The sequence below is a fragment of the Klebsiella sp. GL120222-02 genome, assembly GCF_003097195.1.
Taxonomy (GTDB): domain Bacteria; phylum Pseudomonadota; class Gammaproteobacteria; order Enterobacterales; family Enterobacteriaceae; genus Klebsiella; species Klebsiella variicola.
The window spans coordinates 414,964-430,025 of the sequence record NZ_QEQO01000001.1 but is presented as its reverse complement, the minus strand read 5'-3'; the positions used below and the strand labels follow the sequence as shown (position 1 = coordinate 430,025).

Here is a 15,062-nt window from a genome sequence, read left to right as displayed (position 1 = left end):
TGGCAATTACATGCTATAACCCGGCTTCTTTATCAGCTGCGCCATCTGCGGGGCGATCTCACTGTCCCACACCGCCTGCCACGCGTCCGGCTCAACCTGAGTCAGCGCGACGCTGACGGCGCTCTCTTTGCTGTTCAGATGGCGGATCAGCACCTCTGTGATGTCGGCGGCCAGCGCGGTTTTTTGTTCGTCAGTCAGTTCACGGGGAAAACATTTAATATCTACATGCGGCATAGCAAAGACTCCTTGTGGTCAGAGCCATAACGCTACCACAGAATGGCCGTTCTGGTTGCCATCGCGTGCGTTAAATCAGCTTGTTACGGCGTAGCGCCGCGGCCAGTTCCGGTCGCTGACAGACCGCCCGGGCGATGGCGGCGAATTTTGGCGCGTGGTCGTCAAACCACGCCTGTCGCGGCCCCCAGCTGTACATCGCCGCGATATAGCAATCCAGCAACGTTACCGACGAGCCCAGCGCCCACGGCCCGGCAGCCAGCTGCTGTTCGAACCAGAGATAGAGATTTTTCCGGTACTGGCGACAATTCTCCACCAGCTGCTCCGCGGCGGCGGGCGCCCAGCGTTCCGGATAATCGGCATAGGTAAAGGTAGGATAGACGTTGGCCACCAGCCAGACCAGCAGACGCTGGAACTGTTGACGCTGCGGCGTCCCCGGCGCGGGGGCCAGATCGGGACGCTGATCGAGGATCATCAGCGCGATGGCGGCGGTTTCGGTCATGATGCTCCCGTCGGCCAGCCTCAGGGTGGGCACCTGGCACAGCGGATTAATCTGCCGCAGACGCTCGCGCGCCGGACCGGGCTGGTCAAAGCCCTCCACGTCAACCACCTCGTAGGGAATATCGGCCAGGGAGAGCATCAGCTCGCTAATCGTCGAGCCCCATCCCGGCACGCCATAAACGGTAATCATGGTCTGCCTCCAGGGTAAAGCCTAAGTGTAGGCAGAAATTCGCCGCTCACCCACCCGGCACACCATGCACTGAAAAGGCAGGCCTACGCCGATTCTCGTGCCACCAGCTGAAAGCCGATATCTATAATCACCCCGCTGTCTTCTCCCCCTTCGATGCGGTCAGCCAGCAGCGTAGCGGCCCGTTCACCGATGGCATGACGGTCGACGCTGACGGTAGTGATAGCCGGACGATTGCTGGCGGCGAAATCCAGATCGCCAAAACCGATCACCGCCAGATCCTGCGGTACGCGTAGCCCCCGGCTTTCGGCTTCCATAATCGCCCCCTGGGCGAGGGTGTCTGAGCTGCAGATGATCACATCAAACTCGCCGGCGGCGAGCAGCTCCGCCAGACCGCGCCGCCCCAGCGCCAGCGACGCCGGGAGCGGCACTTCAACCTGAGGCGCATCGTCCAGCCCTTTTTTAGCCAGTCGGGCACAGAGCCCCTGCTTACGCAACATCGCGCGCGCATCGCCCGCCCACAGCAGGCCTGGTCGCTGGTAGCCTTTCTCCAGCACATACTCGCCAATGGTTTCGCCCACTTTTTCATGGGAAAAACCGACCAGCATATCCAGCGGCGTCGGGGTGAGATCCCAGATTTCCACCACCGGCGTGGCGGCGTTAAGAATCGTTTTCTTTAACAGCGGCGCATGCTGGATGCCGGTTAACACCACGCCATCAGGGCGCCGCGAAAGCAAGGTAGAGACCAGCTCGGCCTCGGTCTGCCGGTCATAGCCCGCCACGCACAGCAGCATATGGTAGCCGCGCGCCGCCAGGGTATCGCTCAGCGCCTGGATGGTATCGACAAACATATTGTTATTGATTTGCGGTACCACGACCGCCACCAGCTTGCTGCGCCTGGAGGCGAGGCCGCCGGCCAGCGCATTGGGGATATAGCCCGTCGCCTGCACAGCCTGCATCACTTTCTCTACCGTTTTTGGCCTGACCAGCTGGGGCGTATTCAGCGCCCGACTGACCGTCATCGGCGACAACCCGGCGCTGCGAGCCACATCCTCCAGCGTCGGCGCCCGCGTCGGTTTTTTGCTTTTCACGGCTAAGCCCCTGTGTTAAGTCGTTTTCTGTGGGCATTATTGATGATGCCCCACGCAATTGCCAGCGCCCGCCGCGTCTCCCCTAACAGAATCAACGACCTGCAATATAAAATGTTATCGCTATCATTATGACTTGTCACTTTTCACAAACTGTTTTGGATTGTGACCTGCACAGCAAATTTTTCGCCTTTATAACGGCCAATTGTGATCGTTTGTACAAATTAAAACCACTACCGTAGCGTCAAAATCATTTCACCATTACAAATGATAGCGCAATCATTTTATTATCAAAAAGGACACCAGTATGACCTCAAGCGCCAATTCCGAATCCGTAACCTACGCCAAAGCTTTCGGCGTCAAAACCGCCGCTGAAACCGGTGACCGCATTGACCACGTTAAACTGTCGCTGGCTTTTCTGCCGCTGGCCACCCCCGTCAGCGATGCCAAAGTGCTGACCGGTCGCCAAAAACCGCTGACCGAAGTGGCGATTATCATCGCGGAAATTCACTCCCGGGATGGATTCACCGGCGTCGGCTTTAGCTACTCGAAACGTGCGGGCGGCCAGGGTATTTACGCTCACGCCAAAGAGATAGCCGATAATCTGCTTGGCGAAGATCCGAACGACATCGACAAGATCTACACCAAACTGCTGTGGGCCGGGGCTTCCGTCGGCCGTAGCGGCATGGCGGTACAAGCTATCTCCCCTATCGATATTGCCCTGTGGGATATGAAAGCCAAACGCGCCGGTCTACCGCTGGCCAAACTGCTGGGTTCACATCGTGATTCCGTGCAGTGCTACAACACTTCCGGCGGCTTCCTGCATACCCCCCTGGATCAGGTGTTGAAAAACGTGGCTATCTCCCGTGAAAACGGCATCGGCGGGATTAAACTAAAAGTCGGTCAGCCTAATACTGCCGAGGATATCCGTCGTTTGACGGCGGTGCGCGAAGTGCTGGGTGATGACTTCCCGCTGATGGTCGATGCCAACCAGCAGTGGGATCGCGAAACCGCCATTCGCATGGGGCGCAAAATGGAGCCGTTCAATCTGATCTGGATTGAGGAGCCGCTGGATGCCTATGACGTCGAAGGCCACGCGCAGCTGGCCGCCGCGCTGGATACGCCGATTGCCACCGGCGAGATGCTGACCAGCTTCCGCGAACATGAGCAGTTGATCCTCGGCAACGCCAGCGACTTCGTGCAACCGGATGCCCCGCGCGTCGGTGGGATCTCCCCGTTCCTGAAAATAATGGATCTGGCCGCGAAGCACGGTCGCAAGCTGGCTCCGCACTTTGCCATGGAGGTGCACCTGCATCTCGCCGCCGCCTACCCGCTGGAGCCATGGCTGGAGCACTTCGAGTGGCTGAACCCGCTGTTTAACGAGCAGCTAGAACTGCGCGATGGGCGGATGTGGGTTTCCGAACGCCATGGTCTGGGCTTCACCCTCAGCGAGCAGGCCCGCCGCTGGACCCAGCAAAGCTGCGAGTTTGGAACTCGCCCGTAATGACTTTTCCCGGATGACGGCGTCCACGCCTTATCCGGGCTACCGGTCCGCAGACCACTGAGACCCCGTAGCCCCGGTAAGCGCAGCGCCACCGGGGATAAACCTCTGACCCGCTGTACTCGCAATACACGAAATCCGTCAGCAAGCATCAAAGCGGCATGAAAGATGACGTGTCTTCACAACCCTGCAAAGGAGTTGAATAACATGCAACAGCAAATAAAACGCAGCAACGTGCGTTACGGTATATTGGTTTTTTTATTTCTTGCGACCGTATTTAATTATGCTGACCGGGCCACCCTGTCCGTTGTCGCGCCGATGATGAGTAAAGAGTTAGGTTTTGACCCTGAAGCAATGGGCCTGGCCTTTTCGGTGTTTGGTATTTCCTACGTCATTATGCAAATCCCCGGCGGCTGGCTGCTGGATAAATATGGTTCGCGGTTGGTCTACGGCTGCGCGCTGATTGGCTGGTCGGTCGTCACTATGTTTCAGGGCACTGTTTATCTGTTTGCCAGTCCGCTGGTGGTGCTGGTGCTCCTGCGTCTGATGATGGGGGCCATTGAAGCACCCGCTTTTCCGGCCAACAGTCGCCTGAGCGTCCAGTGGTTCCCCAATAAAGAGCGTGGATTTGTCACCTCGGTCTATCAGGCCGCGCAGTATATTTCGCTGGGCATTATTACGCCGCTGATGACCATCATTCTGCATAATTTAAGCTGGCACTATGTTTTTTATTATATTGGCGCTATCGGGGTGGTGCTGGGAATATTCTGGCTGGTAAAAGTGAAGGATCCTTCACATCATCCTAAAATTAACCCGCAGGAGCTCGATTATATTCGTGAAGGCGGCGGCGTACCGGAATTAGGTAGCCAAAAAACGCCGCAAAAATTAACTCTCGCGCAGATTAAAAGCGTCTGCGTCAATCGCATGATGATCGGGGTTTATATCGGCCAGTTCTGCGTCACATCGATTACCTGGTTCTTCCTCACCTGGTTTCCGACTTACCTCTACCAGGCCAAAGGCATGTCAATCCTCAAGGTCGGGTTTGTCGCCAGTATCCCGGCCATAGCTGGATTTATCGGCGGCCTGCTGGGCGGCGTATTTTCGGACTGGCTGCTGAAACGCGGTTACAGTCTGACCACCGCCCGTAAGCTCCCGGTGATCTGCGGCATGCTGCTCTCCTGCGTCATTGTCGTCGCCAACTACACCTCTTCGGAAGTGGTGGTGATCGCCGCCATGAGTCTGGCGTTCTTTGCCAAAGGTTTCGGGAACCTCGGTTGGTGCGTGCTGAGCGACACCTCGCCGAAAGAGATGCTCGGTATTGCCGGTGGCGTGTTCAATATGTGCGGCAACCTGGCGAGCATCATTACCCCGCTGGTCATCGGGGTGATCCTCGCCAACACCCACTCGTTTGATTACGCCATCCTCTACGTCGGTTCCATGGGCGTGCTTGGCCTGTTCTCCTATCTGTTTATCGTTGGGCCGCTGGATCGCTTGACGCTCACTCCGCGCACCGTTTGATTGAAGACCCTGGCGAGCATTCGCCTCCGCTGTTTCGCGTCGTACTCCGGCGAAACAGCGGTTTTTTAGTAGGTTATCCCCGGCGGGTTGACCACCGACTGCGCCACCGCCTCGCCCTGCTCTCCCCAGCGCGCCAGCACCTGCTGATATTCACCGCGGGCAATCGCCCCGTCGAGGGCTGCCTGCAGGGCAAAGACCAGGCCGTTGCCTTTTTTAGTGGTCGTCGCCACCCACGCTTTTTTCGGCCCCAGGCCCACCACCCGGGTCTGGCCGTTAAGGGCGGCCTTATAGGCTGCCACCGACTGCGGGCCGAAAAAGATATCCGCTCGCCCGGACTGGATATAGAGGTTGCCGGAGGCATCATCGGTCAGGTAGACCGGCTGGGCCTGCGGCCGTCCGGCGGCACGGTTGTCCTCATTCCAGCCCAGCAGGATCCGCTCCTGATTGGTGCCGGACCCGACGATCACTTTGCGCCCGGCGAGGTCGGCGGGTCCGTTTACCGCGGCGATGTCGCTGGTGGATTTCACCGAGAAGGCCAGGGAGTCCACCCGGTAAGTCGCAAAATCGAACTTCTCTTTGCGCTTCTCGGTTACCGCGATATTGATCAGCGCCACATCGTAGCGGCCGGAGGCGATGCCCAGCGGCCAGTCCTCCCACGCGGTGGGCACCAGCCTGAGTTTCAGGCCAAGGCTTCCGGCCAGCAGGCGGGCCATATCCGGGTCGCTGCCGATCCGCGTGCGGTTGTCGCTGGCCAGCAGCGCCAGCGGCGGCGAATTGAGCGCCGAGATCGCCACCGTCAGCGTCCCCGGCTCGACGAAGCGATAGCCCGGCGGAATTTTCGCTATCGCCTGCGGGTCGCGGGTGACCGGCAATGGCTGCTCATTGGCACGCAGATCCAGCGCCGCGTGAGCGCTCATGGCAAAAGCGCTGAGAACAAGGGTCATTAGCGCTCTGTTCATGACGGCAGTACCCTGGATAAAAACTGTCGGGTACGCGGATGCTGCGGATGGTTGAGCACCTCGTCGCTGCTGCCCTGCTCGACGATCCTGCCGTCGACCATAAACACCACCTGGTCGGCCACCTCGCGGGCAAAGCCTACCTCGTGGGTCACCACCACCAGGGTGGTACCGGAGCGCGCCAGCTTCTTGATGACATCCAGTACCTCGCCCACCAGCTCGGGATCCAGCGCCGAGGTGGGCTCATCAAACAGGATCACCCGCGGGTCCAGCGCCAGCGCCCGGGCAATGGCGATACGCTGCTGCTGCCCGCCTGAGAGATGCCGCGACCAGGCGTCGGCTTTATTGCGCAGTCCGACGACGTCCAGCAGTTCATAGGCGCGGGCAATGGCCTCTTTGCGCGTGACCTGCTTGTGGGCGATCGGCGCCTCAATCAGGTTCTCCAGCACCGTCAGGTGCGGAAACAGGTTAAAGTTCTGGAACACGTAGCCGACGTTGATCCGCTGGCGAAGAATTTCCTTTTCTTTCATCTCATACAGCTTGTCGCCTTTGCGGCGATAACCAATATAGTCGCCGTCAATCTGAATAAATCCCTCATCGACACGTTCGAGGTGATTGATGGTGCGCAGCAGCGTCGACTTGCCCGAGCCGGAAGGGCCGAGGATCACCGTTACCGTGCCCGGGGGGATCTCCAGCGACACATCGTCCAGCGCCTTGTGGCGGCCATAGTATTTGCTGACCCCGGTGATAGAGATATGGCCATTATGAGAGCTGGGCATGAACGGCCTCCTGCGGCTGTGGTTGACGTGCGGGTTGATTCAGACGGCTGCTGCGGGCGCTGTTTACCGCCGAGCGGCGCTCGCTGCGCGCCAAGGCGCGTTCCACCAGATACTGAATGGCGGAGAGAACGCTGGTGATCGCCAGATACCAGGCGGCGCCGACCATCAACAGCGGGATCACCTCCTGGGTACGGTTGTAGATCATCTGGATGGTGTAGAACAGTTCCGGCATCGCCAGGACGTACACCATCGCCGTTCCCTTGGCCAGACTGATGATCTCATTGAAGCCGGAGGGCAGGATGGTGCGCAGCGCCTGCGGCAGAATAATGCGCAGCGTACGTCGCCAGGCGGGAAGCCCCAGTGCAGCGGCGGCTTCATACTGCCCATGGTCGACCCCTAAAAAGCCGCCGCGAATAATCTCCGCGGTATAGGCGCTCTGCACCAGCGTCAGGCCCACCACCGCCGTGGAGAATTGCCCCAGCACGTTAATGGTCTGATAGCTGGCCCAGGTGACGCCGGTAAACGGGATCCCCAGCGACAGGGTGTCGTAGAGATAGGAAAAGTTGTACAGAATAATCAGCACCACAATCAGCGGCAGCGAGCGAAACAGCCAGATATAACCCCAGGCGAGGCTGCTGAGCAGCCACGATGAGGATAAGCGGGCCAGCGCCAGCAGGCCGCCGAAGATCACGCTCAGCACCGTGCCGAGCAGGGTCAGGAGCAGGGTTTGTCCCAGCCCCTCGAGGATCACCGGGTCGAAGAACCAGCGGGCGAAGACGCCCCACTCCCAGCGCGGGTTAAAGGCCACCGACTGGATCACCACCGCCAGCACCAGCAGGGCGACCAGGGCCCCGACCACCCGCAGCGGATAGCGCGCCGGCACCACTTTTATTGTTTCAGATGAATGCATCATGCCTCCTCAAGCGCTGTGACTGAAGGCGCTCACCGCCAGCGCTTTAGTGAACCGCAGCCGGCCATCGTACGGCGGCTGACTGTACTCTTCCGGGTCTCGCGTGAGGTCAAACTGCGCCTCATACCCCTGGCTGAGATAGAGCTTTACCGCCTCCGGCTGACGGAAGCCGGTGGTCAGGTAGATATGGCTGTACCCGGCCAGCACCGCCCGCCGTTCCAGCTCCTGGACCACCTTCGCCGCCAGCCCCTGCTGGCGCAGACGGCGGTGCGTCCAGATACGTTTGATCTCCGCGGTGTGGCGATCTTTCGGTTTATAAGCGCCGGTGGCGATAATTTCTCCCTCACGCTCAAGGACGATAAACAGCCCCTGCGGCGGCAAATACCACTCAGTCAACTCCACTTCCGCATCGCGGGAAAAATAGTCGCCGTAGCGGGCGGCATATTCGGCAAACAGCCCGCTAATAATCGGCTGCAGCTCCGGTGCGTCCGGAGAAATATCGCGGAATGCTTCGCTCATCGCGCCTCCTGTCAGTCGCCCAGTCCGGGTGGGTTGATTTCTGATTGCGGAATACTCTCCACCCCTTCGCCCCAGCGGTTAAGCACTTTGGCGTAATCGCCGCTGGCGATAGCGCCGTTCAGCGCCGCCTGGACGGCATTCACCAGCCCGCTGTCTTTTTTCAGCGTCACCGCGATATGCGCCGCTTTCGGCCAGCCGCCATCGACGCTGCCCACCAGTTTGGTTTTGCCGGTCAGCGCCGCCTTCCATGCGCCAATCACGTTGGGGCCGAAAAAGGCGTCGGCGCGCCCGGTCTGCAGGGCCAGCGTCTGGGCGGCGTCATCCTTGGTGTAGACCGGGGTAAACGGCTTCAGCCCCTTCTTGACGTTCTCCGCGTTCCACGCCAGCAGGATCGCCTCCTGGTTAGTACCGGAGCCGACGATAATCTTCAGCCCGGCGATGTCCTCCGCCTTGTCAATTTTGTTCAGCGGACTGGTGCTTTTGACGTAGAAGCCCAGCGAGTCTTTACGGTAGGTGGCGAAATCGAACTTCTCTTTGCGCTCTTTGGTGACGGTAATATTGCTGATCGCGGCATCATATTTGCCGGAGGTAACCCCCAGCGGCCAGTCTTCCCATGAAGTAGGAACCACGTTCACTTCCAGTCCAAGGCTCTCCGCCACCAGCCGGGCGATATCCGTCTCGCTGCCGAGCAGGGTTTTGTTGTCATCGGCGAAGACCGTCAGCGGCGGTGAGTTCAGGGCTGCCACCGCGACGGTGAATTTCCCCGGCACCGCCAGATGCAGATCTTTCGGCAACAGCGCAATGGCCTGTGGATTTTTCGCTGTGTGAATCGGCGTTTTGTTGGCCTCCAGGCTCACCCCGGTGCCATTGATCTTGACGTCCTGGGCCCACGACGAGGCGCTAAATGCCAACGCGACGGCCAGCAAGAGTGTTGTTTTCTGCATAGCGTGATTCTCTTTTATTATTTTTGGAATTGATTAGCAGGTAGCGCCAGACCCAGACTTTCCCGCAGGGTGGTGCCCGGATAGTCGCGACGGAACAGGCCGCGCGCCTGTAACAGCGGAACCACCTCATCCACAAAGCGCGGGAAGGTTTCCGGCGTGCCGCCCTGAATAATGAAACCGTCCGCCGCGTGCTGTTCGAACCACAATTGCAGGCCATCGGCGACATCGCTGGCGGTGCCGGTAAAGCGCGGACGCGGACTCGCTGCCTCCAGGGCCACCTGGCGCAGGGTTAATCCCCGCTCGCGGGCGTGACGTTTAATCTCGTCGGTGGTGCTGCGGAAGCTGTTTTGTCCGAGGTCGCCAATATCCGGGAACGGTTCATCAAGCGGATACTGCGAAAAATCATGATGTTCGAAATACCGCCCCAGATAATTCAGCGCATCCTCGATGGAAACCAGCGCCGCGGTAGTCTGGTACTGACGTTCCGCATCCTCGGCGTCATCCCCGACGATGACGCTGACGCCCTGGAAGATATGCAGTTGGTCCGGGGTGCGCTGATATGCGCTGAGTTGGCTTTTGACATCCTGATAAAATGCCTGCGCCTCGGCCAGCGATTCCTGATGGGTAAAAATGGCATCGGCGTGGCGTGCGGCTAATTTCTTGCCGTCGTCCGACGCGCCGGCCTGGAAAATAATCGGTCGTCCCTGTGGCGTGCGGGCAATATTTAGCGGCCCGGCCACTTTAAAGAAATCGCCATGGTGATCGAGCGTATGCAGTTTATTTTTATCAAAGAACTGGCCAGTCTCCTTATTGCGCACAAAGGCGTCCTCTTCCCATGAATCCCATAAGCCTTTCACCACCTGCAGATACTCATCGGCAATGCGATAGCGCAGCGCATGATCCGGATGCTGGGCCCGGGAGAAGTTTTTCGCCGACCCTTCCAGCGGCGAAGTGACCACGTTCCACCCCGCCCGTCCCTGGCTTAAATGGTCGAGGCTGGCGAACTGACGGGCGGTAGTAAACGGCTCGCTGTACGACGTCGATAAGGTCCCCACCAGTCCCAGACGCCGGGTGACCGCGGCCAGCGCGGAAAGTACCGTTAAAGGTTCGAAGCGATTTAAAAAATGGGGAATCGATTTTTCATTGATATATAACCCGTCGGCGACAAAAATAAAATCCAGCTTCCCCTCTTCCGCTTTTAACGCCGTCTCTGTGACAAAGTTAAAATTAATACTGGCGTCCGCCTGCGCCGCCGGATGACGCCAGGCGGACATATTTCCCGATGCGCCATGTAATATCGTTCCCAGACGCAATTGTCGATTTTCAGACATAGTTACCCCTTCCCCTGTCATCCATTAAATATGTTGTAATGCCTGTTCCGCCAGCTGGGCGAAATAGTGCGCTGCGGGCGCAATAAGCCGTTCGTCCGGATTAAATGCCGGATGGTGCAGACCATATTCGCTGGCGCTGCCGATGCTGACGAACGCCCCGGGAATATGCTGAAGATAGACCGCAAAATCTTCGCCACCGAGATGCAGATCGGCGTGATGGGTGCGGTACCCGGCCTGGGCCGCCACGTCGCTGGCGAAGTCGGCCCAGCGGGCGTCATTGACCAGCGCCGTCGGGCCGGCATACCAGAAGACGTCAATCTGTGCGCCAAAGGCGCTGGCGAAACCGGCCGCGATCTCGCTGACCCGGGCCTTGACCCGCTGCTGCACTTCACTGCTGTGAGTGCGCAGTGTTCCTTCCAGCTCGACGCTCTCCGGCAGCACGTTCCAGGTATTGCCTCCCTGGATCCGCGTCACGCTGAGCACCACCGAGTCGAGGGTGTTCACTTCCCGGCTGGCCACGCTCTGCAGCACCGTCACCAGTTGGCTGGCCAGCAGGATCGCATCCTTTCCTTCATGTGGGCGGGCGGCATGCGCCCCCTTCCCGGTCACTTTGAAGACGAAGCGGTCGACGTTGGCGTAGAACGCGCCGCCGCGGGTGGCAAATTCGCCCACCGGCAGGCCGGGCTCATTGTGCATACCAAAGATCGCCGACACGTCCTCCAGCGCCCCGGCGCGGATCAGGGTTTTCGCGCCGCCAAAATTTTCCTCCGCCGGCTGAAACAGGATCCGCACCCGCCCCGGGAGTTCCGCTTCCCGCTCCTTCAGCAGCAGCGCCGCCCCCAGCATCACGCTGGTGTGAATATCATGGCCGCAGGCATGCATCACCCCTTCATTTTGCGAGCGGTAAGGCAGACCGGTCGCCTCCTCGATGGGCAACGCGTCGATGTCCGCCCGCAGGGCAACCACCTTGTCGCCGCTGCCGACTTCGGCGACCAGCCCGGTTTTCAGATCGAAGGGCAGCAGAGTCAGCCCGCCGCTCTGCAGCCAGTCGCGGATCCGCGCGGTGGTGGCTACCTCCTGCAGGGAGAGCTCCGGGTTCTGGTGCAGCTCGCGCCGCCAGCTAATCAGTTGTTGTTCAAAGGACATTCAGCACCTCCTTGCCGTAGTGAGCCTGCGCCAGCAGGCGCAGGGAGTGCAGGCGCGCTGGCCCGTCGCTAATAGGGGTATCAATGATGAGTTCATCCAGCTGATCTTCCGCCTGCAGCGCGTCAAGCCGGGCTTTAACCTGTTCGGGAGTACCGGAGATCAGTGAGGATTCGCGGCGGTGGATGCGTGTCGGCCGGCTGCCAGCCTGGCGGGCAAAGGCGACGGCCTGAGCCTCACTGCCGACAGTCACCCGCTGGCCGTTCTCCAGCTCGACGCCCCACACCTCGACCTGCTGCGCCAGCGCGGCGGCGGTGGCCGGATCGTCAGCCACCACCACCTGCACGGCGACGATCGCCTCACGCGGGCTGAGCTCGCGCCAGCGGTTGATCACCGTGCGGCGCAGCGCGCTGTCGCCATTGAGATGGGCCGCAAACACGAAGTTCCAGTCAAGACGGGCGGCCAGTTCCGCACTCTCCAGGCTGGCGCCGAGCAGAAATCCGTCGGCCCGGCGCGGCGGGATCGGCGTGGCGCGCAGGCTCTCCTCTCCCCCTGGCTCAGTCAGTGACAGCCAGTTATCCAGCTGCGCCAGCTGATCGGCAAAGGTCCCTTTCTCCTCCTGATGCAGGCCCTGCTGCAGGGCGCGGGTGGAGAGCGGCAGGCCGCCAGGCGCCTTGCCCACCCCGAGATCGATGCGACCCGGCGCGAGGGCAGCCAGCAGGTTAAAGTTTTCCGCGACTTTATAGGGGCTGTAGTGCTGGAGCATGACGCCGCCGGACCCAAGACGAATGCGCCGGGTGTGGCCCAGCAGCCAGGCGATAACCAGCTCCGGCGAGGGGCTCGCCAGCTGATCGGTATTGTGGTGTTCGGCGACCCAGAAGCGGTGATAGCCCCAGGCTTCGGCGTGTTGCGCCAGCGTTAATGTACGCGCCAGCGCCTGCGCGGCGGTTTCCCCGGCGGCAAGCGGACTTTTATCCAGGATACTGATTCGATAAGACATTTCGCAGGCTCATATGAAAGTACGTGCCTGCATTATTAAAATCTCAGCTAACTATTGAGAAACAATTAATTCACATGTGTACTGCTGAAAATTAGATATGCCCGCCTGGCCGCTGCGCTTCCAGCTCGCGGAGCAGCGCCTCAGCCTGCCGCGGACTGCGCACCCGGACGAAGCGAATATGACGATATTGCGGATCCTGCATGTCGGCCAGATAGCGTCGGCGATTCTGCCGCCAGGTTTTCAGCGTCCAGAGGATAATGGATTCCCGGCTGCAGAACGAACGGCGAAAGCTCTCGCGGTTGCCCGTGCCCGGCCACAGCTCCTGATGCCGCCACGCCCGGCTCGTCGCCCGCCACACCGCCTGGCGCAGCGTGCGCCAGAGGCTATAGTCGACCCAGATCACCAGATCCACCTCGCGCCATTTGACGCTGCGGCTGCGATTGTAATTGCCATCCAGCACCCAGCCCGGCGAGGCCGTAGCGGCGGCAATAGCGGCGAAAAACGCCTCATCCGGCGTGCCCTGCCAGTTCGGCCGCCAGTACAGGCGATCGAGCTCGATCCAGGGTAGTCCCAGCCTGTGCGCCAGGCGCCGGGCCAGAGTGGATTTGCCTGAGCCGCTGGTGCCGACCACGTTGATGTTCATCTCTGTTTCTCCCTGGTAGCCAAACGAATACTTATTTCAATGTTAAATGGCGTATATAGTAGTGATGTTTATCAATGATAAAAGGTGTTTTCAGGATGAACCCCTATGAAGCCCGCTACAGACAACTGTTAGCCAACGGAGCCAGCGCCTGGGCGGGTGATGGTTTTGCCAGGGCAAAGATACAACAGAAAAAAACATTTCATTGGCTGGATGCCCATGGCTATTTACCCGCTCCCGGCGCGCCGGTACTTGAACTGGGATGTGGCAATGGTGCCATGGCAGCCCAGTATCTGGCGGAAAGAGGCTATGCCGTATCGGGTGTTGATGTGTCCGAAACGGCGATCCGCTGGGCAGAAGACCGTTTTCAGCAAGCGGGTCTGGACGCCACATTTTTCGTCGGCAACGTCTGTCATCTTTCTCAATGTGAGGATGCCCAGTTTGCCTTAATCATTGATGGCAGCTGTTTACATTGTCTGCTGGAAGATGAGCGTCGCCGTTTTTTCGCCGAGGCGAGAAGATTGCTGAAACCCGCAGGCCGGCTGGTGATCGGCTCGATGTGCGGGCTTCCTCGTTATGCTGAAGACCTCGCCACTTACGATCCTGTCAAGCATCATCTCCTGAAAGAGGGGCAACCCTGGCGTACGCTTAAACCCCTCCCGGCTTTACTGAATGAGATACAGCAGGCGCAGTTTAGCGTCCTTGCCACCGATGTTAAGCACAATGCCTGGTGGGATCATGCCACCATCGTTTGTTCGGCAAACGGGCCGTCGGCTGATCCTCAGGAGAGTTAATTTCAGGCTGACCGCGCCATCTGTTATGCAGCGCCAGTGAAGATGGCGCTGCCGCCAACAAAGCAGTCTTTATCCAGCGTCAGGCTGGCGATTTTATGCACCGGGCCACGCATACGGACCTGAAAATCCGCGTCGAAGGTGATGTGCAGCTGACCACCAGGCATGTTGACATCCACCCGATCGTCCACCTTCCCTAACCGGCGCATCGCGCTGGCAGCCGCGCAACTGCTGCTCCCGGAGGCCATCGTGAACCCCGCGCCCCGCTCCCAGATACCAATCTTTAGCGTATGGCGATCGATAACTTCCACGAACTGGACATTGGTGCGTTTGGGGAACAAGGAATGGTTTTCGATTTGCGGCCCTAAACGATGAACCTGCGCCAGGTCGAGCTTATCGACGAGGACAACGCAGTGGGGATTGCCCATGGAGACCAGCACGACGGACAGGGTTTCATCCGCCAGCGGCAAAGGATAATTCACCGCCTCAGGCAAATTCACTAAGGCGGGCAGCGCCGCCGGATTGAAATTCGCCCGCCCCATGTCGACGCTAATCTGATGAACATCGCCATGCACAGTGCAATAAACGTCACCGCCCGCCGTGTGTACCAGAAAGGGCTCATGGCCAACACGACCGATATCAAAAAGATAACGCGCATAGATCCGTAGCCCGTTACCGCTTTTCTCCGCCTCAGAGCCGTCCGGATTGATAATACGCAGTGTGGGATTGATCTGATCGCCGCTGTCGATCAGCAGACCATCCGATCCCACGCCATAGTGGCGATGGCACAGAATTTGAATATGCTCGTTGCTCAACTGTTCGGCAACGTCGCGATGGCATACCAGGTAATCATTACCCAGCCCGTGATATTTATGAAAGTGTAAGGGTGTCATTGTGTGGGTTCGCCTGGCGCTGCAGTTTTTTGGACATCTTACATCACATTCACCGTCTTGATGAATTAAACCCTGCGTTGTTAACCGTGGTGGTCATTCTGCTCCACTGCGTCCGGCTATCAGACTGGCG

The 15,062-nt window shown here is 59.3% G+C and carries 14 protein-coding genes and 1 pseudogene; 3 read left to right on the top strand and 12 right to left on the bottom strand.

The window, feature by feature from the left end:
- Nucleotides 1-6: 6 nt before the first annotated feature.
- The 3 genes from pptA to N438_RS02140 all read right to left on the bottom strand — a co-directional run bounded on the left by pptA (nt 7) and on the right by N438_RS02140 (nt 2,010).
- Nucleotides 7-234, bottom strand: a complete 228-nt coding sequence (pptA, locus tag N438_RS02150) for a tautomerase PptA (RefSeq protein WP_002906690.1) — start codon at nt 232-234, stop codon at nt 7-9.
- Nucleotides 235-304: 70 nt separating this feature from the next.
- Nucleotides 305-922: a glutathione S-transferase family protein gene (locus N438_RS02145; protein WP_008804715.1), complete on the bottom strand. Its 618-nt coding sequence runs from the start codon at nt 920-922 to the stop codon at nt 305-307.
- An 83-nt stretch (nt 923-1,005) separates the two neighbouring features.
- Nucleotides 1,006-2,010: a LacI family DNA-binding transcriptional regulator gene (locus tag N438_RS02140; protein ID WP_101825379.1), complete on the bottom strand. Its 1,005-nt coding sequence runs from the start codon at nt 2,008-2,010 to the stop codon at nt 1,006-1,008.
- 304 nt (nt 2,011-2,314) lie between these two features.
- Here N438_RS02140 and N438_RS02135 point away from each other — a divergent pair, with 304 nt between their 5' ends.
- Complete coding sequence (locus N438_RS02135; protein ID WP_012541576.1) at nt 2,315-3,511, top strand: L-talarate/galactarate dehydratase; 1,197 nt, start codon at nt 2,315-2,317, stop codon at nt 3,509-3,511.
- A 204-nt stretch (nt 3,512-3,715) separates the two neighbouring features.
- Complete coding sequence (locus N438_RS02130) at nt 3,716-5,026, top strand: MFS transporter (protein WP_012968087.1); 1,311 nt, start codon at nt 3,716-3,718, stop codon at nt 5,024-5,026.
- Between the two features lie 65 nt (nt 5,027-5,091).
- Here N438_RS02130 and N438_RS02125 read toward each other — a convergent pair whose 3' ends face one another.
- The 8 genes and pseudogenes from N438_RS02125 to N438_RS02085 form a co-directional block, all read right to left on the bottom strand.
- Nucleotides 5,092-5,943, bottom strand: a complete 852-nt coding sequence (locus tag N438_RS02125) for a transporter substrate-binding domain-containing protein (protein WP_162494483.1) — start codon at nt 5,941-5,943, stop codon at nt 5,092-5,094.
- A gap of 38 nt (nt 5,944-5,981) precedes the next feature.
- Entirely contained in the window at nt 5,982-6,761 is a 780-nt protein-coding gene (locus tag N438_RS02120; protein WP_008804710.1) for an amino acid ABC transporter ATP-binding protein, read from the bottom strand.
- On the bottom strand, nt 6,745-7,671 hold the full coding sequence (locus N438_RS02115; RefSeq protein ID WP_008804709.1) for an amino acid ABC transporter permease: 927 nt from the start codon (nt 7,669-7,671) through the stop codon (nt 6,745-6,747). The genes N438_RS02120 and N438_RS02115 overlap by 17 nt, the downstream gene beginning before the upstream one ends.
- 9 nt (nt 7,672-7,680) lie before the next feature.
- Nucleotides 7,681-8,190 carry a GNAT family N-acetyltransferase gene (locus tag N438_RS02110; RefSeq protein ID WP_008804708.1) on the bottom strand — a complete coding sequence of 170 codons (510 nt, stop codon included), beginning with the start codon at nt 8,188-8,190 and terminating at the stop codon, nt 7,681-7,683.
- 11 nt (nt 8,191-8,201) lie between these two features.
- Nucleotides 8,202-10,465: pseudogene (locus N438_RS28665) on the bottom strand (NtaA/DmoA family FMN-dependent monooxygenase).
- Between the two features lie 24 nt (nt 10,466-10,489).
- Entirely contained in the window at nt 10,490-11,611 is a 1,122-nt protein-coding gene (locus N438_RS02095) for a M20 peptidase aminoacylase family protein (protein WP_072125925.1), read from the bottom strand.
- Entirely contained in the window at nt 11,601-12,608 is a 1,008-nt protein-coding gene (locus N438_RS02090) for an MsnO8 family LLM class oxidoreductase (protein WP_012541571.1), read from the bottom strand. Before N438_RS02090 ends, N438_RS02095 begins: the two co-directional genes overlap by 11 nt.
- Nucleotides 12,609-12,699: 91 nt before the next feature.
- Nucleotides 12,700-13,251 (bottom strand): shikimate kinase, encoded by a 552-nt coding sequence (locus tag N438_RS02085; RefSeq protein ID WP_022065415.1) that lies wholly within the window; start codon nt 13,249-13,251, stop codon nt 12,700-12,702.
- Between the two features lie 95 nt (nt 13,252-13,346).
- Between N438_RS02085 and N438_RS02080 the strand changes: the two genes are divergently transcribed.
- Nucleotides 13,347-14,042, top strand: a complete 696-nt coding sequence (locus tag N438_RS02080) for a class I SAM-dependent methyltransferase (RefSeq protein WP_114500187.1) — start codon at nt 13,347-13,349, stop codon at nt 14,040-14,042.
- A gap of 23 nt (nt 14,043-14,065) precedes the next feature.
- Here the strand turns inward: N438_RS02080 and dapF are convergent, their stop codons facing one another.
- Entirely contained in the window at nt 14,066-14,932 is an 867-nt protein-coding gene (gene dapF, locus N438_RS02075; protein ID WP_023297717.1) for a diaminopimelate epimerase, read from the bottom strand.
- Nucleotides 14,933-15,062: the final 130 nt, after the last annotated feature.